The organism is Pseudomonas mangiferae (assembly GCF_007109405.1).
Taxonomy (GTDB): domain Bacteria; phylum Pseudomonadota; class Gammaproteobacteria; order Pseudomonadales; family Pseudomonadaceae; genus Pseudomonas_T; species Pseudomonas_T mangiferae.
This window is the reverse complement of record NZ_VJOY01000007.1, coordinates 36,024-60,398: the sequence shown is the minus strand read 5'-3', so window position 1 is coordinate 60,398 and position 24,375 is coordinate 36,024. Positions and strand designations below refer to the sequence as shown.

Below are 24,375 nucleotides of genomic sequence, written 5' to 3'. Positions count from 1 at the left end.
CGACGCGCCGCTCCCCACCCTTCGACGCTTACCGGACAACCCGCCATGCCCACCACCATCGGCACCCTCTACATCATTTCCGCGCCCTCCGGCGCCGGCAAGACCAGCCTGGTCAAATCGCTGATCGACGTCGAGCCGCGCATCCGCGTCTCGGTGTCCCACACCACCCGGTCGATGCGCCCGGGCGAGCTGGACGGGGTGAACTATCACTTCGTCGACCGCGAGGGCTTCCTCTCCATGCTGGAGCGCAACGAATTCCTCGAGCACGCGGAAGTCTTCGGCAACCTCTATGGCACCTCCCAACGCTGGGTCGAGCAGACCCTGGCGGAAGGCTACGACCTGATCCTGGAGATCGACTGGCAGGGCGCCCAGCAGGTGCGCCGGCTGATGCCCCTGGCGAAGTCCATCTTCATCCTGCCGCCGACCCAGGAAGCCCTGCGTCACCGCCTGACCAAGCGTGGCCAGGACAGCGGCGAGGTGATCGAGCGGCGCATGCGCGAGGCGGTCAGCGAGATGAGCCACTACGTCGAGTACGACTACCTGGTGATCAACGACGACTTCGCCCACGCCCTGGATGACCTGCGGGCGATCTTCCGCTCCAACCAGTTGCTGCAGGGCGTCCAGCAGCAACGCCACGGCGGGTTGCTGAGCGAACTGCTGGCGTGAAATCAGCACTTCCCTTCGGGCTGGTGATTTTTTAGACTATCCAGTCCGCTCGCCCTCTCGGGCACAGCCTTATTCGCCTTCATTTTCCAGTTCTACGAGGAACACCATGGCTCGCGTCACCGTTGAAGACTGCCTGGATAACGTCGATAACCGCTTCGAACTGGTGATGCTCGCCACCAAGCGCTCCCGTCAACTGGCCACCGGCGGCAAAGAGCCGAAGGTCGCCTGGGAAAACGACAAGCCCACCGTGGTCGCCCTGCGCGAGATCGCCAGCGGCCTGGTGGACTACGACGTGATCGCCCAGGAAGAGATCGTCGAGGACGAGCCGATCTTCGCCGCCTTCGAGGACGAGTCCAGCGAGGCGCTCTGATTCGATGCCTGGTCGACGTGACGCGGAGCCGGACGGTCGCCGGCGGGGAGGCCAGCAGTGCCCAGCATAGACACGCTCGCCGACCGGCTCTCGTCCTACCTCGGCCCCGACCAGGTCGACCTGGTCCGCCGCGCCTATTTCTACGCCGAACAAGCCCACGACGGGCAGCGCCGGCGTAGCGGCGAGGCCTACGTCACCCACCCGCTGGCGGTCGCCAGCATCCTCGCCGACATGCACATGGACCATCAGAGCCTGATGGCCGCCATGCTGCACGACGTGATCGAGGACACCGGTATCGCCAAGGAAGCGCTGGTCACCCAGTTCGGCGAGACCGTCGCGGAGCTGGTGGACGGGGTCAGCAAGCTGACCCAGATGAACTTCGAGACCAAGGCCGAGGCCCAGGCCGAGAACTTCCAGAAGATGGCCATGGCCATGGCCCGGGATATCCGGGTGATCCTGGTGAAGCTGGCTGACCGCCTGCACAACATGCGCACCCTGGAAGTGCTGTCCGGCGAAAAACGCCGGCGCATCGCCAAGGAAACCCTGGAAATCTACGCCCCCATCGCCAACCGCCTGGGCATGCACAGCATGCGCGTGGAGTTCGAGGACCTGGGCTTCAAGGCCATGCACCCGATGCGCGCCGAGCGCATCCGCGCCGCGGTCCGGCGCGCCCGCGGCAACCGCAAGGAAATCGTCGGTCGCATCGAGGAATCCCTCACGCACTGCCTGGAACACGAGGGCATGCAGGGCGACGTGACCGGCCGCGAGAAGCACCTCTACAGCATCTACCGGAAGATGCGTGGCAAGCGCAAGGCGTTCAACGAGATCATGGACGTCTACGCCTTCCGCATCATCGTCGACAAGGTCGACACCTGCTACCGCGTGCTGGGCGCCGTGCACAACCTCTACAAGCCGCTGCCCGGCCGCTTCAAGGACTACATCGCGATCCCCAAGGCCAACGGCTACCAGTCGCTGCATACCACGCTGTTCGGCATGCACGGGGTGCCCATCGAGATCCAGATCCGCACCCACGAGATGGAGGAGATGGCCAACAACGGCATCGCCGCCCATTGGCTGTACAAGTCCAACGAGGAAGCGCCGAAGGCCAGCCACGCCCGCGCGCGGCAGTGGGTCAAGGGCGTGCTGGAGATGCAGCAGCGCGCCGGCAACTCCCTGGAATTCATCGAGAGCGTGAAGATCGACCTGTTCCCGGACGAGGTCTACGTGTTCACGCCCAAGGGCCGCATCATGGAGCTGCCCAAGGGCTCCACGGCGGTGGACTTCGCCTACGCAGTGCACACCGACGTCGGCAATACCTGCATCGCCTGCCGCATCGACCGCCGCCTGGCGCCGCTGTCGGAACCGCTGCAGAGCGGCGAGACGGTGGAGATCGTCAGCGCCCCCGGCGCACGCCCGAACCCGGCCTGGCTGAACTTCGTGGTCACCGGCAAGGCGCGCACCCATATCCGCCACGCCCTCAAGCTGCAGCGCCGCTCCGAGTCGGTGAACCTCGGCGAGCGCCTGCTGAACAAGGCCCTGGCCGGCTTCGACAGCCACCTGGAGCGGATTCCCGGCGACCGCCTGCAGGCGGCCCTGGTGGAGTACCGGCTGGACAGTCCGGAAGACCTGCTGGAAGACATCGGCCTGGGCAATCGCATGGCCTACGTGGTGGCCCGCCGCCTGCTTTCCAGCGACGGCGAGCAGGCCCACGGCAGCGAGGGCCCGCTGGCGATCCGCGGCACCGAGGGCCTGGTACTGAGCTATGCCAAGTGCTGCACGCCGATCCCCGGCGACCCCATCGTCGGCCACCTGTCGGCGGGCAAGGGCATGGTGGTGCACCTGGAAAGCTGCCGGAACATCGAGGACGTGCGCAACAACCCGGAGAAGTGCATCCAGCTGTCCTGGGCCAAGGACGTCACCGGCGAATTCAACGTCGAGCTGCGGGTCGAGCTGGAGCACCAGCGCGGCCTGATCGCGCTGCTGGCCAGCAGCGTCAACGCCGCCGACGGCAACATCGAGAAGATCAGCATGGACGAGCGCGACGGCCGCATCAGCGTCGTCCAGCTGGTGGTCAGCGTGCACGACCGGGTGCACCTGGCCCGTGTGATCAAGAAGCTGCGCGCCCTCAAGGGCGTCGTCCGCATCACCCGCGTGCGCGCCTGATCGGCGGGCACGCGCTCCGAACGGAAGGCTCCGTTCGCCCCCACCCCTCTCACAAGGAGTCAGCATGTCCAAGACTGTGATCAATACCGAGAACGCACCCGCCGCCATCGGCACCTATTCCCAGGCGATCAAGGCCGGCAACACCGTCTACCTGTCCGGGCAGATTCCCCTGGACCCGAAGACCATGGAGCTGGTGGACGGCTTCGAGGCTCAGACCGTGCAGGTGTTCGAGAACCTCAAGGCGGTGGCCGAGGCGGCCGGCGGCGCCCTCAAGGACATCGTCAAGCTGAACATCTTCCTCACCGACCTCAGCCACTTCGCCACGGTCAACGAGATCATGGGCCGCTACTTCCAGCAGCCCTACCCGGCCCGCGCCGCCATCGGCGTGGCCGCGCTGCCGCGCGCTTCCCAGGTCGAGATGGACGCCATCCTGGTTCTCGAGTGATGGAACGGGCGGGGGCCCACGGCCCCCGCCCGCCGCAACGGATGCTCCCCATGCGTGACTGCCTTTCCCTGCTGCTCTGCAGCCTCGTGCTGGCCGGCTGCGCCAGCAAACCCCAGGACCCCAGCGGGGTCTGGATCAACCAGGCCGCCATCGACGCCGCCCGCGAGAGCGGCAAGCTGCGCGAATCCCTGCAGGCCTATGGCCCCACCTTCGAATGGCGCCTGGATACCGCGACGGGCCGCGCCGACGGCACCAACGGTTTCGAGACCGCCAATGGACGACTGAGCGCCGACCCGGCGACCAGCAACCGCTGGCGCGTCGACCTCGACGACCAGGGTCAGGACGCCCTGCACCTGGACGGCGCGCAACTGGTGCAGGAAGCCAGCCCTCACCTGCCGGAACAGCGCTTCGCCCGGCCAAGTCGCAGTGTCCCGGCCAACGCGCCCCTGGGCAGCGGTTTCGAGGAAGCGCTGTACGCGGCCTTCCTGGGCGGCGACTGGATCATCCGCGAGGGCAACGGCGAAGGCGGGCGGGTACGCTTCGGCGCCGACGGCAGCCTCGAAGGCCTGCCCGGGGCGGATCGCTACGCCCTGTGCCTGGCGGGCGACTGCGCCTCCACCAGCGAGGAACACGACAGCCTCTGGCTGCAGCAGGGCAACCAGGGCGCGCCGTGGATCTTCACGCGCCAGGGCGACACGCTGGAAATCTTCGCCGCGGTGAACCGCGCCCAGCAGGACGAGATCCCGGACCTGGTGCCCGGCCCCCGCCGCTGGCTGCTGCGCCGCGACTGACGCCCGCGCTCCTTCAGTCCTCCGCGAGGATCGCCTCGTAGCCCTCGCGGTAACTGGGATACCGGGGCCGCCAGCCGAGGGCGCGCGCCCGGGCGTTGGAACAGCGCTTGCTGCCCGCCCGGCGCACCGTTTCCTCGTCCGACCAGTGCTGCACGCCCAGGCGCTGGCGCAGCCAGTCCATCACCTCGTGCAGCGGCGCCGGGGCGTCGTCCACCCCCAGGTAACAGTCCTCCAGGGCCACGCCGCGACGATCCGCCTGCAGCAGGAACGCCAGCAGCCCGGCGGCATCGTCCACGTGGATGCGATTGGCATACAGTGGCGGCTCCCGGGTCACGCGGTAGCCTTCGCGCACCTGGCGCAGCAACCACTCCCGACCCGGCCCGTAGAGGCCGGTGAGACGCACCACGGACGCCGGCACCGGCGCGCCCAAGGCCAGCGCCTCGGCCTCGCGCATGAGCTGCCCGGAGTAGCGCGCGGCCAGTGCCGGCGAGGTTTCGTCGATCCATTCGCCCTCGCGCTGGTCATACACCCCACTGCTGGACACGAACAGCAGCCGCTTCGGCCGCTGCCCGTGGGCCTGCAGCCAGGCCAGTACGTGGCGCAGGCCGTCGACGTAGGCGGACCGGTAGCCAGCCTGGTCGTGGCGGCTGGCGGCCGCGCTGTACACCACGTAGTCCAACGGGCCGCCGGGCCAGGCGGTCGGGCAGGCGTCGCGCTCCAGGTCGCCGGCCACCGGCAGCACGCCCTCGGGCAGGGCAGCGATGGTCCGGCGCAGGCCGTACACCCGCCAACCCTCGGCCATCAGGCGCGTGGCCAGGCGGCCCCCGACATCGCCGCAGCCGGCGATCAACAAGGAAGGCATCGTCATGGAAAGGACTCCGGGAAAACAGCCAGCATGCCAGGTGCACCGCCATCGGGACACCGCCGCACCCGGCGGTTTGGTGATGGCACCATCATATCCCTGTTACAAACAAGAATTACTTGCAATAATAACTGCCCTTCGTGCCATCGCCTGCCCGTCAACCGCCGCGATGGACAATCGATTTCCTCCTCAATCAGGTCCGGCCCGCATGAACTCTCTCGCCTCACGTGCCCTGCCCCTCTCGTTCCTCCCTTCCCGCGTCGTGCGGCTCTTCGCGGCGCTGTGCCTCGGGCTGCTGATCCCCGCCGGCGCCATGGCCGATGCCGCGGCCCCCGCGCCCGCAGCGGCCCCCGAGAGCACCCCGGCAACGCCGACCGCCACGCCCGCGGTGCCCGCCGCCACCGGCGAAGCGCCGGCCACGGCGCCGGTGGAGACAGCGCCTGCCGCGCCGACCGCGGACGCCTCGGTCCCGGTGGCCGAAGCCGACGACCAGCCGGGCCTCGCCCATGACCTGTCGCCCTGGGGTATGTACCAGAACGCCGATATGGTGGTGAAAGGTGTGATGATCGGCCTGGCCATCGCCTCGGTCCTCACCTGGACCGTCTGGCTGGCCAAGGGCATCGAGCTGATCGCCGCCAAGCGCCGCCTGCGCCGCGAGCTGCTGGCGCTGAAATCCGCCCGCACCCTGAGCGAAGCCGGCGAGAAGGCCGACCGCGCCGGCAGCTTGTCGCGGCTGCTGGTGCACGACGCCCTGGAAGAAGTGAAGCTGTCCGCCAGCGTCCGCGAGCGCGAAGGTATCAAGGAGCGGGTCAGCTTCCGCCTGGAGCGTCTGGTGGCCGCCAGCGGCCGGCGCATGAGCCAGGGCACCGGGGTGCTCGCCACCATCGGCTCCACCGCCCCCTTCGTCGGCCTGTTCGGTACCGTCTGGGGGATCATGAACAGCTTCATCGGCATCGCCCGCTCCCAGACCACCAACCTCGCCGTGGTCGCCCCCGGCATCGCCGAAGCGCTGCTGGCCACCGCCATGGGCCTGGTGGCGGCGATCCCCGCGGTGGTCATCTACAACGTCTTCGCCCGCTCCATCGCCGGCTACAAGGCCCAGGTGGCGGATGCCTCCGCCCAGGTGCTGCTGCTGGTGAGCCGCGACCTCGACCAGTTGCCGGCCGAGCGCAATTCCCAACCACACATGGTGAAAGTGGGCTGAGACATGGGACTGCATCTGAACGAAGGCGGCGACGACCTCGCCGAAGTGCATGACATCAACGTCACCCCCTTCATCGACGTGATGCTGGTACTGCTGATCATCTTCATGGTGGCCGCGCCCCTGGCGACGGTGGACGTGAAGATCGACCTGCCGGCCTCCACCGCCAAGCCCGCGCCCCGGCCGGACAAGCCGATCTACCTCAGCATCAAGGAAAACCATGAGCTGTTCCTGGGGGAGAACGCGGTGACCAAGGAGGGCGTCGGCCCGGCCCTGGACCAGCTGACCCACGGCGACAAGGACAAGACGGTGTTCGTCCGCGGCGACAAGGGCGTCGAATACGCCACCCTGATGGAAGTCATGGATGCCCTGCGCGGCGCCGGCTACCTGAAGATCGGCCTGGTCGGGTTGGAGACGGTCGGCCGATGACCGGAACCCGCAAGCTGGTGCAGTGGGCCGTCAGCCTGCTGCTGATCGTCGGCCTGCACCTGGGATTGGCCTACTGGACGATGTTCTGGCACGTGGAGGCGCAGCCCATCGAGCTGCCGCCGGCGGCCATGATGATCGAGCTGGAGCCGCTGCCGCCGGCCGCGCCCAAGCCGGCACCCCCGCCGCCGCCGGAGGTGGTGCCGGAGGAACCGGAGCCGCTGCCCAAGCTGGTGGAGGCGCCGAAGCCCACCATCGCCATCCCGCCCAAGCCGAAACCCAAGCCCAAGCCGAAGCCGCCCAAGCCGGTCGAGCCCAAGCCGCCGGTGAAACCGCAGCCGGAGCCCCAGCCGCCCGAGGAAGCGCCACCGGCGCCGGTGGCCGAGGTGGACGAAAAGGCCGCGGCGCCCCAGCAGGCGGCGATCAGCACGCCGTCCAAGGCCGAGGTGACCTGGCAGAGCAAGCTGCTGGCCCACCTGAGCCGCTACAAGCGCTACCCGGAGGACGCGCGCCGGCGCGGCTTCGAAGGGGTGAACCGCCTGCGCTTCGTGGTGGACGCCGAGGGCAAGGTGCTGTCCTACTCCCTGGTCAGCAACTCCGGCAGCGCGTCCATCGACCGCGCCACCCTGGAGATGATCCGCCGCGCCCAGCCGCTGCCGCCCCCGCCCGCGGAGCTGCTGAACAACGGCAGCCTGGAAGTGGTGGCGCCCTTCGTCTATTCCCTGGAGCGCGGCCGCCGCTGAGGCCCGCCCGGGCACGCAACCGGTCGCACGGACGCGACCGGCGCCCTCTGGTTGGTTCCATTGACTCGACCCGCTATGCTTGGGGCACTTCAATGGACGCACGCTATGACCCTCACCGAACTGCGCTACATCGTCACCCTCGCCCAGGAGCAGCACTTCGGGCGTGCCGCCGAGCGCTGCCATGTCAGCCAGCCCACCTTGTCCGTGGGGGTGAAGAAGCTGGAGGACGAGCTGGGGGTACTGATCTTCGAGCGCAGCAAGAGCGCGGTGCGCCTGACCCCCGTGGGCGAAGGCATCGTCGCCCAGGCGCAGAAGGTGCTGGAACAGGCCCAGGGCATCCGCGAACTGGCCCAGGCCGGCAAGAACCAGCTCACCGCCCCCCTCAAGGTGGGCGCCATCTACACCGTCGGCCCCTACCTGTTCCCGCACCTGATCCCGCAGTTGCACCGGGTCGCGCCGCAGATGCCGCTGTATATCGAGGAAAACTTCACCCACGTGCTGCGGGACAAGCTGCGCACCGGTGAACTGGACGCCATCATCATCGCGCTGCCGTTCAACGAAGCCGACGTCCTGACCAAGACCCTCTACGACGAGCCCTTCTACGTGCTGATGCCGGCCGATCACAGCTGGACGGCGCGCAAGACCATCGACGCCGAGTTGCTCAACGACAAGAGCCTGCTGCTGCTGGGCGAAGGTCACTGCTTCCGCGACCAGGTTCTGGAAGCCTGCCCGGCGACCCGCCGCAGCGAGGACGCCGCCAAGCACACCACGGTGGAGTCCAGCTCCCTGGAGACCATCCGCCACATGGTGGCCTCCGGCCTGGGCGTGTCGATCCTGCCGTTCTCGGCGGTGGACAGCCACCACTACGCCCCGGGGGTCATCGAGATCCGCCCGCTGACCCCGCCGGTGCCCTACCGCACCGTGGCCATCGCCTGGCGCGCCAGCTTCCCGCGGCCGCGCGCCATCGAGGTGCTGGCCGACTCCATCCGCCTGTGCTCCGTGGCCCGCCCGCCTGCCCTGCGGGAAGAACCGCAGCCGGCATGACCGAACTCGCCCAGGTGCCGGTCACCGCCCTCAAGGGAGTGGGGGCGGCACTGGCCGAGAAGCTCGCCAAGGTGGGCCTGGAAACCCTGCAGGACGTGCTGTTCCACCTGCCGCTGCGCTACCAGGACCGCACCCGCATCGTGCCCATCGGCGCCCTGCGCCCGGGACAGGACGCGGTGGTGGAAGGCGTGGTGGCGGGGGCCGACGTGGTCATGGGCCGGCGCCGCAGTCTGCTGGTGCGCCTGCAGGACGGCAGCGGCACCCTCAGCCTGCGCTTCTACCATTTCAACCAGGCCCAGAAGGACGCCCTGAAGCGCGGTACCACCCTGCGCTGCTACGGCGAAGTGCGCCCCGGCGCCTCCGGGCTGGAGATCTACCACCCGGAATACCGCGCCCTGAACGGCAGCGAGCCACCGGCGGTGGAGCAGACCCTGACGCCCATCTACCCCACTACCGAAGGGCTGACCCAGCTGCGCCTGCGCCAGCTCAGCCAGCAGGCGCTGGCCCGCCTCGGCCCCCATAGCCTGCCGGACTGGCTGCCCGAGGAGCTGGCCAGGGACTACCGCCTGGGCGCCCTCGACCAGGCCCTGCGCTACCTGCACCGGCCGCCGGCGGATGCCGACCTGGAAGAACTGGCCGAGGGCCGCCACTGGGCCCAGCATCGCCTGGCGTTCGAGGAACTGCTCACCCACCAGCTGTCCTTGCAGCGCCTGCGGGAAAGCGTGCGCGCCCAGCGGGCGCCGGCGCTGCCGCCGGCGTCCCGCCTGCCGGCGCGGTTCCTCGACAACCTGGGCTTCGCCCCCACCGGCGCCCAGCGCCGGGTCGGCGCGGAGATCGCCTACGACCTCAGCCAGGGCGAGCCGATGCTGCGCCTGGTCCAGGGCGACGTGGGCGCCGGCAAGACCGTGGTGGCCGCCCTCGCCGCCCTGCAGGCCCTGGAGGCCGGCTACCAGGTGGCGCTGATGGCGCCCACGGAAATCCTCGCCGAGCAGCACTTCCTCACCTTCAGCCGCTGGCTGGAACCCCTGGGCATCGAGGTGGCCTGGCTGGCCGGCAAGCTCAAGGGCAAGGCCCGCGCCGCGGCCCTGGAGCGGATCGCCGGCGGCGCGCCGATGGTGGTGGGCACCCACGCGCTGTTCCAGGACGAGGTGCGCTTCCAGCGCCTGGCCCTGGTGATCATCGACGAGCAGCACCGCTTCGGCGTGCAACAGCGCCTGGCCCTGCGCCGCAAGGGCATCGACGGTCGGCTCTGCCCGCACCAGCTGATCATGACCGCCACGCCGATCCCGCGAACCCTGGCCATGAGTGCCTACGCCGACCTGGACACCTCGATCCTCGATGAACTGCCCCCCGGGCGTACCCCGGTGAACACCCTGGTGATCGCCGACAGCCGCCGCCCGGAAGTGATCGAGCGGGTGCGTATCGCCTGCCGCGAAGGGCGCCAGGCCTACTGGGTCTGCACCCTCATCGAGGAATCCGAGGAGCTCACCTGCCAGGCCGCCGAGACCACCTTCGAGGAACTCGGCGCGGCCCTGGGCGAGCTGCGGGTGGGGCTGATCCACGGCCGCATGAAGCCGGCGGAGAAGGCCGAGGTGATGGCCGCGTTCAAGGGCGGCGCGCTGCAGCTGCTGGTGGCCACCACGGTGATCGAGGTGGGGGTGGACGTACCCAACGCCAGCCTGATGATCATCGAGAACCCCGAGCGCCTCGGCCTCGCCCAGTTGCACCAGCTGCGCGGCCGGGTCGGCCGCGGCAGCGCCGCCAGCCACTGCGTGCTGCTCTACCACGCGCCGCTGTCCCAGCTCGGCCGCGAGCGCCTGGGGATCATGCGCGAGACCTGCGACGGCTTCGTCATCGCCGAGAAGGACCTGGAGCTGCGCGGCCCGGGCGAGATGCTCGGCACCCGCCAGACCGGTCTGCTGCAGTTCAAGGTGGCCGACCTGATGCGCGACGCCGACCTGCTGCCGGCGGTGCGCGACGCCGCCCAGGCGCTGCTGGCGCGCTGGCCGCAACATGTGGCGCCCCTGCTGGAACGCTGGCTGCGCCAGGGGCAGCAGTACGGCCAAGTGTGACGCCGGTCACAACAACGCCGGTCAGGCCGGCGGCCCCGCGGGAGGACGTCTGGTTATACTCCAGACGAACGCCTGCCGCCGGACGCCTCCATGACTGAACTCGCCCTCGCCCCGGACAATGCCGCCCAGCCTCCCGCGGTGATCCAGCAACTCCTGGAGCGGCTCGGCGTCGCCTACACGGTGCGCCCGGAGACCGCCGACCTGCCGGCGGAGCGGCGCCTGCAGGCGGTGCTGCTGGACGATGCCGTGGGCGCCCTGCTGGTGCTGTTCCCCCGCGACCAGTTGCTGGACCTTAACCGCCTGGCCGAGCTCACCGGCCGCAAGCTCACCGCGGTCAAGCCGGAACGCCTGGAGCGGATGCTGGGCAAGCACGGCCTGGCCGACCTGCCGGGGCTGCCGCCCCTGACCAGTTCGCCCTGTCTCTACGACGAGCGCCTGCTGCAGGCGCCGTCGCTGCTGGTCGAGTCCGGCCAGCGCGGCGTGTTGCTGGAGATCGCCGGCGAGGCCTACCGGACGCTGCTGGGCAAGGCCAGCGCGGCGCGCTTCGGTGAGCCGGTGAGCAAAATCCGGCCGAACCTGGACCGCCCCGACGACGACCGCGCGGAAATCACCCAGGCGGTGCAGGCCTTCACCGCCCGGCGCATCCAGCAGCGCCTGGAAGAGACCATCGAGATCCCGCCGCTGCCGGAAACCGCCCAGCGCATCATCAAGCTGCGGGTGGACCCCAACGCCACGGTGGACGACATCACCGGCGTGGTGGAGACCGACCCGGCCCTCGCCGCCCAGGTGGTGAGCTGGGCCGCCTCGCCCTACTACGCGGCGCCGGGCAAGATCCGCTCGGTGGAGGACGCCATCGTCCGTGTGCTGGGCTTCGACCTGGTGATCAACCTGGCCCTGGGCCTGGCCCTGGGCAAGACCCTCAGCCTGCCCAAGGACCAGCCGCAGCAGGCGACGCCCTACTGGCAGCAGTCCATCTACACCGCCGCGGTGATCGAGGGCCTGACCCGGGCGATGCCCCGGGCGCTGCGCCCGGAAGCCGGCCTGACCTACCTGGCAGGGCTCCTGCACAACTTCGGCTACCTGGTCCTGGCCCACGTGTTCCCGCCGCACTTCTCGCTGATCTGCCGGCACCTGGAGGTCAATCCGCACCTGCCCCACAGCTACATCGAGCAGCACCTGCTGGGGATCACCCGGGAACAGATCGGCGCCTGGCTGATGCGCTTCTGGGATATGCCGGAGGAGCTGTCCACCGCCCTGCGCTTCCAGCACGACCCCCACTACGACGGCCCCCACGCCGCCTACCCGAACCTGGTGTGCCTGGCGGTGAACCTGCTGCGGGAACGGGGCATCGGCAACGGCCCGCGGTTGCCCGTGCCGCCCGCCCTCTACGAACGCCTGGAGCTGACGCCGGCGAAGGCCCAGGAAGCGGTGAACAAGGTACTGGAGGCAGAGGCCGCGCTGCGGGACCTAGCCCAGCAGTTCAACGGCCCCACGGCCTGAGGACCGCCCCTCAGGGCGTGGCGGGTTCCGCCAGCCGCGCCCGGCGCGCGGCGAACAGCGCCGGCAGGCTGGCCACGCTGGCGTCCAGCAGGGCGGTCACCGCCGGTTGCTCGTACAGCTCGGCATACGCCTGCACCTGGTCGCTGGGCATCTGCCGGTAGGCATACAGCATGAAGGATTCCACGGCCTGGGCGCTGGAGGTCTGCAGCGCCTGGGCCTGCTCGGCCGTGCGCGCGCCCAGGGTGGCCTCGTCCAGGTGCTCGCCCCGGGCCTGCAGGGCCGCCAGGGCCTGGGTCTTGCCCACCTCGTAGCGCAGCAGCGCCGCCAGGCGCGTGGTATGGGCCGCGCTGTCCAGGCGACGCACCAGGGCCAGCCGCTCCGGGCGTGGAGGCCGGCTGTCCAGCTGGCTGCGGTAGGTGGCGAGACCCTCGCCGTTGCCGACGCTGCGCTCGGCCTCGGTGAAACGCTGGGCCAGGGGGCTGTCCAGCAGCGTCTCGGCCTGCTGCGCCTGGTCGGCCGGCAGGCGGGCGGCCACGGCGGCGGCCAGGTCCTGGCACAGCGCGGCAGCCTCGAACACCTCACCCAGCCGGGCCTGCTGCGCTGGCGGCATGCCCCGTTGCGCCAGGGGCGCGCTCTGCTCGCAGAGCAGTTCCAGGCCGGCGAGGCGGAACAGACGGCGGTAGCCGTCGTCGGCCGGAGCGGCCTGGGTGGTCGAGGCGAACAGGGCGGGAACCGCCGCACAGGCGAGGAACAGCGGGAGCAGGGTGCGGGCGCGCATGACAGGGCCTTCCAATGGGAAACCCGACCAGCCTAGCGAAAGCCTTTCGCGCCCACCAGCGGGCCGGCGGCGAAGCGTGCGCCAGGTCCCGCCGGGATGCCGCCGGGGGGCGAAACGGCGGGCGCCGGGCCCGGCCGATGGGGCTCAGGCGGCCTTCTGTTCCACAGGCTTCTTTTTCTTCTTCGGCGCCAGGTACTTGGTCAGCCCCTGGAACCAGATCACCAGCGCCGGGTTGCCCTGGATCTGGATGTCCTTGTTCTGGATGCCCTGCATGAAGGCCAGCTGCTTATTCTTGGCCGTGAAGGTGGCGAACCCGTAGGCGCCGTCCTTGAAGCCGAGGGCGAAGTCAGGGTCCTTGTAGGCGCCGCCTTTGCTCACTACCCGCTGGTCGCGGACGATGTAGTGGCGGGCGATGCGCCCGTCCAGGGTGTGCAGCTGGAAAACCAGGTCCTTGCCCGCCAGTTGCTGCTGGAAGCCCGGATCGACGCGGCTGGCCTTGGCCATCAGACGACCCATCATCCACAGGAGAAAACGGAATTTCATTGCGCGCGGCCTCGATTGGGTTGCGAATGGCGGCGCATTGTAGCGGTTTGCCGCGACGACTACAGCCCGTACACACCGCGCGGCAGAGCCTGTGGTCGGCTGGCGGTGCGTGCTGGGCGGGGCTCGTTGGGCGGCCCCCTGGGCGGCTCCCCCTGGCGACGACCCCGAGTCGGTCCAGGGGGAAACGCTCAGGGGATGCACCTCAGTTGACGGCGTCGCGCAGAGACTTGCCCGGTTTGAAGGCCACGGTGTTGCTGGCCTTGATCTTCACCGGCTCGCCGGTCTGCGGGTTCTTCCCGGTGCGGGCGCCCCGGTGGCGCTGGACGAAGGTGCCGAAACCGACCAGGGTGACGCTGTCCTTGCGGTTCAGCGCGCCGGTGATCTCGTCGAGCATGGCATTGAGGACGCGATTGGCCTGGTCGCGGGTGATATCAGCCTTTTCCGCGATGACGGCGGCAAGTTCCGGTTTACGCATAGAAGCCTCTTTGACGGTTTGTTGTTGTTGTGTCCGTGCTGCCGGGGGTACGACGGCGGGGCGCCGTAACAGCTCTGCGCTGCGGCAGACCCGGGGGAGGATGGCACGCCTGCCGGGGCCACGCCAGTCTCGCCGGGCGTCCGCGGACGGATGTCCGCGGCAAATGTGCCAGGATGCGCCGCGATCAGGCCAGGAGCGCCGGCAGCTCGCGGTTCAGCGCCAGTTTCTCCTGCACCGCCGCGCCGGTCAGGGCGTAGCCCAGCAGGCGCCCTTCGGCATCCCGGAACAGCGCGCGAATGTCCGCGCCCTGGCCTTCTTCCTGCCAGGCGCCGTGGGCGCCATGGGGCGGCGGCGAGACCACCAGCGGGCAGGCCGGGGTCTTCACGGTAACCGGCATCGGCCCGTAGCCCACCGGGGTCGGGGTACCGGCCAGGGTCCGCGCCAGGGCCCGGGCGCAGGCCATCAGCGGCATCACGTAGAGCAGGTTGAGGCCGTCCACCTCGGCGCAGTCGCCCAGGGCGTGGATGTTGGCGTGGGAGGTGCGCAACAGCCGATCCACCTCGATACCGCGGTTGATCCGCAGGCCGGCGGCAGCGGCGAGGTCGGTGCGCGGGCGCAGGCCCACCGCCGACAGCACCAGGTCGCAGGCGATCCGCGTGCCGTCGGACAGGTGCGCGTCCAGGCCCTCGCCGTGGCGCTCCACGCGGCTCAACACCGGTCCCAGGTGGAAGCGCACGCCCAGGGCTTCCAGGCCACCGCGCACCGCCGCGGCCGCCGCCGGCGGCAGCAGGGTCGGCATGACCTGCTCGCAGGGTGCCACCACGTCCACCTCCAGGCCGCCCAGGCTGAGGTCGTTGGCGAATTCGCAGCCGATCAGCCCGGCGCCCAGCACCAGCACCCGGCGCTTGCCGGCCGCCGCGACGCGAAAGCGTGCGTAGTCCTCCAGGTCGTTGAGCGGGTACACCGCGTCGATGCCATCGCCCTGCAGCGGCACGCGGATCGGCTCGGCGCCCCAGGCCAGCACCAGGTCGCGGTAGGGCACCGCCTCCTCGCCGATCCACAGGCGCCGGTGCCCCGGGTCGATGCCGGTGACCCGGGTGTGGGTGCGAATTTCCGCCCGCAGCTGGTCGGCCATGGCGCCGGCCTCGGCCATGCTCAGGCCGTCGGCGTCCTTGGCCTTGCCGAAGCCGGTGGACAGCATCGGCTTGGAATAGGAGCGGCCGTCGTCCGCGCTGATCAGCAGCAGCGGCGTCTCGCTGTCCAGCTTGCGGAATTCCTTGGCCAAGGTGTAGCCGGCCAGGCCGGTCCCGACGATCACCAGGGGTGCGTTCATCTTTCCTCCCACGAACACGATGGCCGCCGCGGCGCGGCGGGCCAGTCGGCGACCCTACCCCAAGGCCGCCGCCTGCGCCAAGGTCGTGGTCAGAACAGGTCGAGCTGGGCCGGCCCGGCGGCCGCAGGCGGCTCGGCGGGGGCCGCCCCGGGCGGTGCATCCGCCGGGACATCCCGCGCCAGGCGCCGGGCCAGGCCGGCGGCGCGCTCGGCCCGGTGGCTGACCGCTTCCTCCAGGCGCGCCGGCAGGCCCCAGATTTCCACCCGCCGCCGTGCCCGGGTGATGCCGGTGTAGAACAGCGCGCGGCTGAGCAGCGGGCTGGGCTGCTCCGGCAGCGCCAGCAGCACCTCGTCGAATTCCGAGCCCTGGCTCTTGTGCACGGTCATGGCGAACGCGCTGTCGTGGCTCGGCAGGCGCGCCGGGGCAAAGCGCCGGTAGCCCTGTTCGCCCTCGAAGAACACCGCCAGCCCGCCGGCGGTGGCCAGGCACAGGCCGACGTCGCCGTTGTACAGGCCCAGGGCGTAGTCGTTCTGACGGACCATCACCGCCCGCCCCGGGTACCAGCGCTCCCGCTGGGCCACGCCGAGGCGCCGCTTGAGGCGCGTCTCCAGGCCCTCGTTGAGCCCGGCCACGCCCCAGGGGCCTTCGCGCTGGGCGGTGAGGGCGCGGAAGCCGGCGAAGGCGGCGAAGGCCGTCGCCGGGTCGCCGCTCCGGGCCGCCGCCAGGTACGCCGCGTAGCCCCGTTCGAGCCGGTCCAGCAAGGCGGAGGCCACCGGCGCCGGGTTCCAGCCCAGGTCGTCGCGGCCTTCGCGCAGCAGGGCGAGCACCGCCGTCGGGTCGCCGCTGTTGATTCGCCGCGCCAGCTCGCCGATGCCGCTGTCGCCGGCAAAGCGGTGGCTGTGGGCGAGCAGCACCACCGCGCTGCCCAGGCGCGAGCCGGGCGCTTCCGTCGGCACCGGCTGACCGGTCAGGCGCTGCAGGGCCTCGGCGGTGGCCGGGTCGAAGCCGCGCCCCTCGCACAGCTCGGCGAACACCGCGCCGGCTTCCACCGCGGAGAGCTGGTCCTTGTCCCCCAGGAGGATCAGCCGCGCCCCGGGCGGCAGGGCGTCCAGCAGCTTGGCCATCAGCGCCAGGTCGACCATGGAGGCTTCGTCCACCACCAGCACGTCCAGGGCCAGGGGGTTGCCGGCGTGGTGGCGCACCTGGGGGCTGTCGCCGCGGCTGCCCAGCAGGCGGTGCAGGGTCTGGGCCTCCTCGGGCAGGGCTGCGCGCACCGCGTCGTCCACCGGCAGCGTGGCCTTGGCGCCGCGGATCGCCTCGGCCATGCGCGCCGCGGCCTTGCCGGTGGGCGCGGCCAGGCCGATGGCCAGGCGCGAGGGGGCCTCGGCCTGTTGCTCCAGCAGGGCCGCCAGCAGGCGCACCACGGTGGTGGTCTTGCCGGTGCCGGGCCCGCCGGAAATCACTGCCAGGCTGCAACGCACCGCCTGGGCGGCGGCCAGGCGCTGCCAGTCCGGGCGCTCGGCGTTGGCGGCGAACAGCCTTGCCAGGGAGTCGGCCAGGCGCGCCTCGTCCAGCGCCGGGCGCTCGGCGTGGCGGGCCAGCAGCTGCGCGGCCAGGGCGCGCTCGTAGGCGTGGTAGCGGGCCAGGTAGAGACGGTCGTCGTCCAGCACCAGGGGCGCGAAACCGCCGGGCGCAGCCACCAGGGGCGAGGCCGCCAGCAGCGCGCGCCAGGCCTCCAGGGGCGGCACGTGCAGGCCGCCACCCTCCTCGGTGAATACCGCCTGGCCGGCCAGGGGCGCCAGGGGCAGGCAGACGTCGCCGTTGGCCAGGGCCGCGCAGCAAAGCGCCGCGGCAGCCAGCACGGGCTCCGGTGCCTCGGGGTCTAGGCGCAGCAGGCTGTCGACGAAGGCCCGCTCCAGGGCGCCCAGGGGCAGGGCGGCGAGGCTCATGGGCTGCCCTCGTCGAACAGGCGCTCCAGGGCGTCCAGCAGGCTGTCACGGGGGCGCTGGAAGTACACCCCGGCCTCGGGCATGCCGCGCAGGAACAGGTAATAGGCGCCGCCCAGGCGCGCGTCGCTGAAGTCCGCCAGGCGCAGGCGCAGGAAGCGCCGCAGCGCCACCAGGTAGATCAGGTACTGCAGGTGATAGTGCTCCGCGGCGATGGCCTGCTCCAGACGTTCGCCGCCGTAGTGGCTGGCGTCGGGGCCGAGCCAGTTGGACTTGTAGTCGGCGATGTACCAGCGCCCGGCATGCTCGAAGGTGAGGTCGATGAAGCCCTTCATGAAGCCTTTCAGGCGGTCGAACTCCAGGCGCTCGGCGGCCAGCCGCATGGGCGTCGGCAGGCCGTGGGCGGGGTCGGCCAGCAGGGTGCGCAGCGCCGCCACGTCGAGCCCGGCCACCGGGAAAGTGAAGCCCAGCTCCGGCAGCCGCCGCGCCGGGTCCAGGGTCGACAGGCGCAGGCCGTGGCCGTCCAGGTCGGTGTCCAGCACCCGTTGCAGGTGGGCGCTGGCGATCTCGCCCCAGTGCTCCGGCAGGCCATGACCTTTCAGGTGGGTGGCAACCAGGGCCGGCAGCTCGCCCTCGCCGCGCACCCAGTCCTCGAGGATCGCGTGCAGGCAGGTGCCGGCCCGGGCACCCCGCGGGAAAGCGTAGAAGCCCTCGCCGGGCTCGATGGCCGCCGGCACCGCCAGGGCGTCGCGGTCCGGGGCTTCCTGGTGCATCCCGGCGGCCAGGCCGGAGAAACTGCCGATGCGCCAGGCGCTGTGCAGGGTGCGCGTCAGGCGCGCCAGGGGCGCCGGCGGTGCGGCGCGTTCCTCGCCCTGGGCGCGGGCTTCTTCCTCCAGCGGCGCCACCACCGCCAGTTGGCCGTCGCTGTCGGCCGCCAGGGCGTCCAGCTCGGCGCGCAAGCCGGCGCCGTCCAGGTCCGCCAGGTGCGCGGCGAGGCGCGCCAGCAGGGCCTCGCCATCCAGGTGACGGCCGTGCAGCAGCCAGGCCAGGGCGCTGCTGTGCAGGCCCTCTTCGGGCAGGCCGCCGTCGGCCCTGGGTTTGGGCGCCGCCACCGGTCCCCAGTGCAGCCACAGCCGGTCGCGGGCTCGGGTCAGGGCCACGTAGGCCAGGCGCAGGCGCTCGGCGAAGCGCTCGTGGCGGGCCACCTGGCGGCGGGCGTCCAGTTGGTCGCTGCCCAGGTCCAGCAGCGGCGTGCCGTCCTCGGCATGGCAGGTGATGTCTTCTTCCCGGCGCAGCAGGGCGCCGTCCCAGAGGAACGGGCAGAACACCAGCGGGTACTCCAGGCCCTTGCTGGTGTGCACGGTGACGATCTGTACCCGCTCGGCATCGCTCTCCAGGCGCAGCAGCGCGTCCTCGCCGTGCTGGTCGGCACCGCGCTGGGCGTCGAACCACGCCAGCAGGGGTTCCAGGCCCGGGCGCAGCAGGCTCTCCGCCTGCAGCAGCTCGGCCAGGTGCAGCAGGTTGGTCAGGCGCCGCTCGCCGTCCGGCAGGGCGATCAGCCGCTCCGCCACCCCCTGCTCGTCGAGCCAGGCGCGGAAGGCGCGCATGAAGCCTTGCTGCTGCCAGAGCTGGTGGTAGCGCTCGGCGCTTTCCCGCTCGGCGTCCCAGGCCAGTTCGTCGTCCTGGCAACGCGCCAGGTGCGCGGCGTCGCGGCCCAGCAGGCGGCTGGCCAGGGCGTAGCGCAGGACTCCTTCGCGGCCCGGCTCGGCGTAGGCGGCGAGCACCGCGCCGAGGGCCTCGGCTTCCTCGCTGTGCCAGACGCTGTCGCGCGCGCGGCGCACGCTGGGCACGCCGCGGGCCGCCAGTTCGGCGGCCACCGCCGCGGCCTGGCGGTGACTGGCTACCAGCACCGCGATGTCGCCGCCGCGCAGGGGCGTGCGGGCGCCGTCCTGCTCGAAATAGGCGCTGCCGGCGGCGCTGGCCGCCAGCAGCGCGGCGATCCGCCGGGCGCTGTCCCGGGCCACCCGTTCACCGGCCTCGCCCTTGCCCAAGGGCTCGTCACCGAGCCAGACCAGCTCCAGCGGCGCCCCCGCGTCCGGCAGTACCAGGCGCGCCCGGGGCCGTTCGCTGGCGCCCACCGGCGGGTAGAGCAGGCCCGCCTCGGCGAAGGGCAGCGGACGGTCGAACAGGCGGTTGAGGGCGGCGATCAGCTGCGGCGTGGAGCGGTGGTTGGTGGCCAGGCTGTACTGCCGCGCCGCTTCCTCCCGCGCCCGCAGGTAGGTGCTCAGGTCGGCACCGCGGAAGGCGTAGATGGCCTGCTTGGGGTCGCCGACGAAACACAGGTCGCCCGCCTCGGCGTAGATCCGCCGGAAGATCCGGTACTGCACCGGGTCGGTGTCCTGGAATTCGTCGATCAGCGCCACCGGGTAGCGCGCCCGCAGGGTCGCCGCCAGGTCGTCGCCGGCCGCGCCGTGCAGGGCCTCGTCGAGGCGGTTGAGCAGGTCGTCGAAGGCCAGCAGGCGCTGGGCCGCCTTGCGCGCCGGCAGTTCGGCGTTGAGGGCGTCCAGCAGGCGCACCTGCAGCGCCACCAGCCGTGCGGCGCCCACCGGCTCGGCCGCGGCCAGGGCGTCGTGGAGCGCCTGCAGGGCGTCGGCAAGGGGCGCCAGGGGCGCCTCCAGGCCCTTGCGGGTGCCCTTGAGCAGGGCCTCGCGGCCGAGCTTCTCCAGCCCGCCGGGAGGCGCGTAGAGGGCCGCCGGGTCGGCGAAGTAGGCGTCCAGCTCGCCCTGCCAGAGGCGCAGACGGGCGGCGTCGTAGCTGCGCTTGTTGAGGCCGTCGAAGCCGCACAGCTCGGCCAGCCAGGCGCCGCTGTCCCGTACCCAGGCGTCCCGCGCCGCACGCCAGGCGGCCTCGCTGGCGGCCAGGTCGCCCGGCGCCAGGTCTCGCGGCTCGATGCGCAGGTAGGGCTTGCCCAGGTGCCCGCGCAGGCGCTGGCGCAGCCAGGCCGGGGTGATCCGCCGCTGGGCCAGGTAGCGCGCCCAGGCCGGCTCGGCCGCGGCCAGTTCGCGGCGCCAGAGGTCGGCCAGCAGCGCGTCGAGCACGTCGCGGTCGTCGGCGGTCAGCTCGGCGTCGAAATCCCCGCCGGCCTCGAACGCCGCGTCCTGCAGCGCCCGCTGGCAGAAGCCGTGGATGGTGAAGATCGCCGCCTCGTCGAAGCCGTGCACCGCCAGCAACAGCCGGCGGTGGGCGTCCTCGCCGGGGTAGCGGGCGTGCAGCCCGGCGAGGATCGCATCCTCCGCCGCCGCGCCCTCGTACACCGCCAGCAGCGCCGCCAGGCGCCCGCGGATGCGCTCGCGCAGCTCGGCGGTGGCGGCGGTGGTGTAAGTCACCACCAGGATCTGCCCGACGCTCAGCTGCCGCTCCAGCAGCAACCGCGCGTAGAGGGCGGTAAGGGTCCAGGTCTTGCCGGTGCCGGCGCTGGCCTCGATCAGGCTGCGGCCGTCGAAGGGCGAGGCGAGCAGGTCGAGACTCATGGGGCGGTCTCCTCGTCGGCGTCGCCCAGGGCGTCCAGGGGCGGCCCGTAGAGCTGTTCGGCCAGGGCCTCGAAGCGTGCGTCCAGGGGGTCGGCGCCACGGAAGGCCAGGGCGTTCCAGGGGTCGAGGGATTCGCCGCTGAGGTAGTCGTTGCCGACCCACTGCACCCGCGCCTCCAGCCGGGCGGCGTCCACCGGCGCCTTGCGCCCGGGGTGGCGCCACTTGTGAGCGAAGCCGTGGCTGCTGCGGGGGAGCAGCGGCAGGGGCCGCACCAGGGCCTCGCGGTAGGCGGCGATCCAGGGTTCGAGCTGGGCGACGGCGTCGTCCACCGGACCCAGGCGCCACTCGCGCCGGGGCGACAGCAGCCGGCTGTGGCGGGCCACGCCAGGGCCGGCGCAAGCGCTGAGCAGCAGGTGCCGCAGCCAGAACGGCGCCAGCTCCCAGGCGCCCAGGTCGCGCAGGCGGTAGTCGAACAGGCCGTCGGCGGTGACCCCGTCCAGCCAGCCGTGCAGGTGCACCCCGCCCACCTGCAGGTCCACCAGCAGCGGCCTGGGGCTGTCCTCGGGACGCTCCTCCTGCAGCAGCGGGGCAAAGGCGCGGATCGGCCCGCGCAACTGCCCCCAGAACGCCTGGCCCAGTTCGCCCGCCGGCAGCCAGCCGGAGGCGGCGGCCAGGCGCCGTTCCTCCGCTTCGCTCCAGCCGCGCTCGGCGGCCTCCAGGGCCAGGCGGCGCAGGCCGGTCAACGCGCTGCGCTCCAGCTCGAAGGGCTCGTCGCTGGCCAGGGTTTCCTCTTCTTCGGGCAGGCGCAGGCCCAGGCGCTGTTCCAGGAGGAAGCGCGCCGGATGGCGGAAGCACTGCACCAGCCGCGCCGGCTCCAGGGTCAGCCAGTCGTTGCCTTCGGGCGCCGGCAGCGACGCGGCGAACGGCGCCGGCGGCGCGACCGGGGGAGACGCCAGGCGCTGGGCCGCGCGGTGCCAGGGGGCGGCGAAACCCTGCCAGCCGCCCCCGGCGAAGTTGCCGGGGGCGAAGGGTTGCAGGGGGTGGGCGAAGGTGACCTGCTGGCTGGCGCGCCGGGGGCCGGCCTCGGCGGTGAGGTCGATGCTCTCCAGCAACTCGCTGACCAGCACCGAAGGGGGCAGCGGGGCATTGTCCCGGGGATCGCGGCCGACGTAGCTAAGGTACAGCCCGTCTCGCGCCGAGAGCAGGGTCTCCAGCAGCAGGTAGCGGTCGTCCAGGCGCCGCGCGCGGTCGCCGCGGCGCGGGTGGCGGGCGATCAGGTCGAAGCCGGCGGAGGGGGTGCGCCGGGGGAAGGCGCCGTCGTCCAGGCCCAGCAGGCAGACCTGGCGGAACGGCAGGCTGCGCATGGGCACCATGGTGCAGAAGGTCACCGCGCCGGTGAGGAAGCCGCCGACGCTGCCGCCCTGCTCCAGGGTCGCCATCAGTTGCTGGCGCACCAGGGCCACCGGCAGCGGCCGCTGGATGCGCGCGGCCTCGGCATGGGTCCGCAAGGCGGCGCAGGCCTGGGACAACAGCAGCAGGGTATCGCCCGCCTCGCGCTCGTCGAACAGCAGGTCGAGCAGCCCTTGCAGGGTGTCGGCCCAGTCCGCAAGGGCTCGCGGCCGGGCCAGTTCGGCGGCGAGGGCGGCGAGGCGCTGGACGAAGGCCGCCAGGCGCCCCAGCAACTGGCCGCGGGCGCCTTCCAGGGCGTCCAGGGGCCAGGTGCCGCCCAGCAGCGGCGGTCGGTCGCCGGCCAGCTGCGGCGGCGCGGCGAAGCCCAGCAGCAGGCGGTCCAGGCCCTGGCGCCAGCCGAATGCCTCGTCGCCCGGCAGGCCCAGGCGCTCGCGGTGCTCGGCGTCGCGCCCCCAGCGCACGCCGGCGTCCCGCAGCCAGTCCCGCAGCAGCGGCAGGTCGTCGGCCTCGATGCCGGCGCGCACCGCCAGGGCCGGGTGTTCCAGCCAGGCCAGCAGCTCCTCGGCGGCGAAGCGGCTGTCCGGCAGGCCCAGCAGGTCGAGGAAGGCGCCCACCAGCGGCAGTTCGGCGCGCAGGCTGCGGTCCGCCAGGCTGTAGGGGATCGCCGGGGTGGCGCGGGCCGCGGCGCCCTCGCGGCCGGCGAAGACCGCCTCGATGTAGGGGGCGTAGCGCTCGATGTCGGGGGTCAGCACCACCACCTGGTCGGGGCTCAGGCCGGGGTCGGCGGCGAAGCGCGCCAGCAACTGGTCGTGCAGCACCTCCACTTCCCGCAGCGGCGAGTGGCAGACGTGCACTTCCAGGGAGCGGTCGTCCTCCCGCAGGGCCAGGCGCGCCTCCGGCGCCCGGGTGTGCAGGCGCAGGATGTCGTTCTGCAGGGCGTGCAGCAGGCTGTCGTCCCGCAGCCCGGCGTCGTCGGCGTACAGCCCGGTGTCCTGGCCACCCTCGCCGGACGCCAGGGCGAACAGCGCGTCGAAGAAGTCCCGGCCCTGCTTGCCCAGGCTCGCCAGCAGCGGGTGGCCCACGTCCAGGTACCAGTCGTCCGGGCCCTGGCCCTCCTCCCGGGCCAGTTCGCGGATGTCGCGGATGTCGCCCCAGGCCTCTCGGCTGGGGTTGAGGGCGAACAGCACCACGTGGACGTGCCGCGCCAGCCCTTCCAGCACCCGCAGGTGGTGGGGCGGCAGGCTGCTGATGCCGAACACCAGCAGCCGTTCCGGCAGCCCCGGCAGCGGCGCGTCGTCATGCAGCCGGGCCAGCAGTTCGCCCAGCAGGCGCGCCCGGTGCGGGTGGCCGTCGGCGGTCAGTTCGCGCCAGAGCAGCGCCTGCCAGTCCTCGTCGGCGCCCAGGTCGAGGGTGGCGCCGCGCTCCCAGGCCGCCAGCCAGTCGTCGCGGTACAGCAGGTACTGGTCGAAAACGTCGGCGATGCGCGCCGCCAGCGCCAGGCGACGGCGCTCGTCGCCGCCCTCCAGGTAGCGCGCCAGGCGCGGCGCCCGGGCCAGGTGGGCGTCCTCGCAGAGCCAGTCGTAGAGGCGCCAGGCCAGGGTCGCCGGGTTGAACGCCGACTGCGGCGGCAAGGCCCCCAGCAGCTGGCGCGCCAGGTCCCAGACGAAGCGCGCCGGCAGCTGGATCTCCAGGTGCATGGCGATGCCCTGGCGGCGCGCCAGTTGCAGGGTCAGCCAGCGTCCCATGCCCTGGCTGGGCACCACCACCCGCGTCGGCGCCAGCGGGTCGGCCTGGGGCTGCGCCAGCAGCGCGCAGGCCAGCTCGCCGAGGCTTTCCAGGTCGTTGGCATGGTAGAGGTCGAGCATCGCGGCGCCTGCGGGAATCCGGTCGCCAAGGGTACCAGATGCACCGGCCAGCGCTTCGCCCGGACGCCGGCCGGTGCGGCTACGCTGAAGGGGACTGGCAGGGTGCACGGAAGCGTTTCGTTAGCGAACTCACGATTGCAATTCCGGACAAATATGACAATCGTGTGACATCTCGTCCGTTCATCGTCGTCTCCAGGGGTGTTCGTCGCGGC

At 71.8% G+C, this 24,375-nt stretch carries 19 protein-coding genes; 11 read left to right on the top strand and 8 right to left on the bottom strand.

What is annotated here, in order from left to right:
• Positions 1 to 45 precede the first annotated feature (45 nt).
• The 5 genes from gmk to FM069_RS11125 all read left to right on the top strand — a co-directional run bounded on the left by gmk (position 46) and on the right by FM069_RS11125 (position 4,435).
• Complete coding sequence (gene gmk / locus FM069_RS11145; RefSeq protein ID WP_143488384.1) at positions 46 to 666, top strand: guanylate kinase; 621 nt, start codon at positions 46 to 48, stop codon at positions 664 to 666.
• Positions 667 to 772: 106 nt separating this feature from the next.
• Positions 773 to 1,036 (top strand): DNA-directed RNA polymerase subunit omega, encoded by a 264-nt coding sequence (gene rpoZ, locus FM069_RS11140; protein WP_143488383.1) that lies wholly within the window; start codon positions 773 to 775, stop codon positions 1,034 to 1,036.
• A gap of 57 nt (positions 1,037 to 1,093) precedes the next feature.
• Positions 1,094 to 3,199 (top strand): bifunctional GTP diphosphokinase/guanosine-3',5'-bis pyrophosphate 3'-pyrophosphohydrolase, encoded by a 2,106-nt coding sequence (gene spoT / locus FM069_RS11135; protein ID WP_143488382.1) that lies wholly within the window; start codon positions 1,094 to 1,096, stop codon positions 3,197 to 3,199.
• A gap of 64 nt (positions 3,200 to 3,263) precedes the next feature.
• The gene (locus tag FM069_RS11130; protein ID WP_143488381.1) at positions 3,264 to 3,644 is read left to right on the top strand and encodes a RidA family protein; all 381 of its coding nucleotides are present in this window, start codon (positions 3,264 to 3,266) and stop codon (positions 3,642 to 3,644) included.
• 50 nt (positions 3,645 to 3,694) lie between these two features.
• Entirely contained in the window at positions 3,695 to 4,435 is a 741-nt protein-coding gene (locus tag FM069_RS11125; RefSeq protein WP_143488380.1) for a hypothetical protein, read from the top strand.
• 13 nt (positions 4,436 to 4,448) lie between these two features.
• On the opposite strand, the gene FM069_RS11120 is transcribed toward FM069_RS11125, so the two are convergent.
• Positions 4,449 to 5,303 carry an NAD-dependent epimerase/dehydratase family protein gene (locus FM069_RS11120; protein WP_143488379.1) on the bottom strand — a complete coding sequence of 285 codons (855 nt, stop codon included), beginning with the start codon at positions 5,301 to 5,303 and terminating at the stop codon, positions 4,449 to 4,451.
• A 202-nt stretch (positions 5,304 to 5,505) separates the two neighbouring features.
• Between FM069_RS11120 and exbB the strand changes: the two genes are divergently transcribed.
• From exbB to FM069_RS11090, 6 genes are all read left to right on the top strand, one after another.
• Complete coding sequence (gene exbB, locus FM069_RS11115) at positions 5,506 to 6,501, top strand: tonB-system energizer ExbB (RefSeq protein WP_143488378.1); 996 nt, start codon at positions 5,506 to 5,508, stop codon at positions 6,499 to 6,501.
• A 3-nt stretch (positions 6,502 to 6,504) separates the two neighbouring features.
• Positions 6,505 to 6,927, top strand: a complete 423-nt coding sequence (exbD, locus tag FM069_RS11110; protein WP_143488377.1) for a TonB system transport protein ExbD — start codon at positions 6,505 to 6,507, stop codon at positions 6,925 to 6,927.
• The gene (locus FM069_RS11105) at positions 6,924 to 7,667 is read left to right on the top strand and encodes an energy transducer TonB (RefSeq protein WP_143488376.1); all 744 of its coding nucleotides are present in this window, start codon (positions 6,924 to 6,926) and stop codon (positions 7,665 to 7,667) included. The genes exbD and FM069_RS11105 overlap by 4 nt, the downstream gene beginning before the upstream one ends.
• Before the next feature lie 105 nt (positions 7,668 to 7,772).
• Positions 7,773 to 8,711, top strand: a complete 939-nt coding sequence (locus FM069_RS11100; protein WP_143488375.1) for a hydrogen peroxide-inducible genes activator — start codon at positions 7,773 to 7,775, stop codon at positions 8,709 to 8,711.
• Complete coding sequence (recG, locus tag FM069_RS11095) at positions 8,708 to 10,783, top strand: ATP-dependent DNA helicase RecG (RefSeq protein WP_143488374.1); 2,076 nt, start codon at positions 8,708 to 8,710, stop codon at positions 10,781 to 10,783. Before FM069_RS11100 ends, recG begins: the two co-directional genes overlap by 4 nt.
• A gap of 90 nt (positions 10,784 to 10,873) precedes the next feature.
• A complete protein-coding gene (locus FM069_RS11090) occupies positions 10,874 to 12,283 on the top strand; it encodes an HDOD domain-containing protein (protein ID WP_143488373.1) in 1,410 nt (469 codons plus the stop codon).
• Between the two features lie 10 nt (positions 12,284 to 12,293).
• Here the strand turns inward: FM069_RS11090 and FM069_RS11085 are convergent, their stop codons facing one another.
• The 7 genes from FM069_RS11085 to recC form a co-directional block, all read right to left on the bottom strand.
• Positions 12,294 to 13,061 (bottom strand): hypothetical protein, encoded by a 768-nt coding sequence (locus FM069_RS11085; protein ID WP_143488372.1) that lies wholly within the window; start codon positions 13,059 to 13,061, stop codon positions 12,294 to 12,296.
• Between the two features lie 144 nt (positions 13,062 to 13,205).
• Entirely contained in the window at positions 13,206 to 13,604 is a 399-nt protein-coding gene (locus FM069_RS11080; RefSeq protein WP_143488371.1) for a helicase, read from the bottom strand.
• Positions 13,605 to 13,806: 202 nt separating this feature from the next.
• A complete protein-coding gene (locus tag FM069_RS11075; RefSeq protein WP_143488370.1) occupies positions 13,807 to 14,079 on the bottom strand; it encodes an HU family DNA-binding protein in 273 nt (90 codons plus the stop codon).
• 184 nt (positions 14,080 to 14,263) lie between these two features.
• Positions 14,264 to 15,412 carry an NAD(P)/FAD-dependent oxidoreductase gene (locus FM069_RS11070; protein ID WP_143488369.1) on the bottom strand — a complete coding sequence of 383 codons (1,149 nt, stop codon included), beginning with the start codon at positions 15,410 to 15,412 and terminating at the stop codon, positions 14,264 to 14,266.
• Between the two features lie 89 nt (positions 15,413 to 15,501).
• Positions 15,502 to 17,361, bottom strand: a complete 1,860-nt coding sequence (gene recD / locus FM069_RS11065; protein WP_143488368.1) for an exodeoxyribonuclease V subunit alpha — start codon at positions 17,359 to 17,361, stop codon at positions 15,502 to 15,504.
• Positions 17,358 to 20,888, bottom strand: a complete 3,531-nt coding sequence (gene recB, locus FM069_RS11060) for an exodeoxyribonuclease V subunit beta (RefSeq protein WP_143488367.1) — start codon at positions 20,886 to 20,888, stop codon at positions 17,358 to 17,360. Before recB ends, recD begins: the two co-directional genes overlap by 4 nt.
• Complete coding sequence (gene recC / locus FM069_RS11055; protein ID WP_143488366.1) at positions 20,885 to 24,163, bottom strand: exodeoxyribonuclease V subunit gamma; 3,279 nt, start codon at positions 24,161 to 24,163, stop codon at positions 20,885 to 20,887. The genes recB and recC overlap by 4 nt, the downstream gene beginning before the upstream one ends.
• Between the last annotated feature and the right edge of the window lie 212 nt (positions 24,164 to 24,375).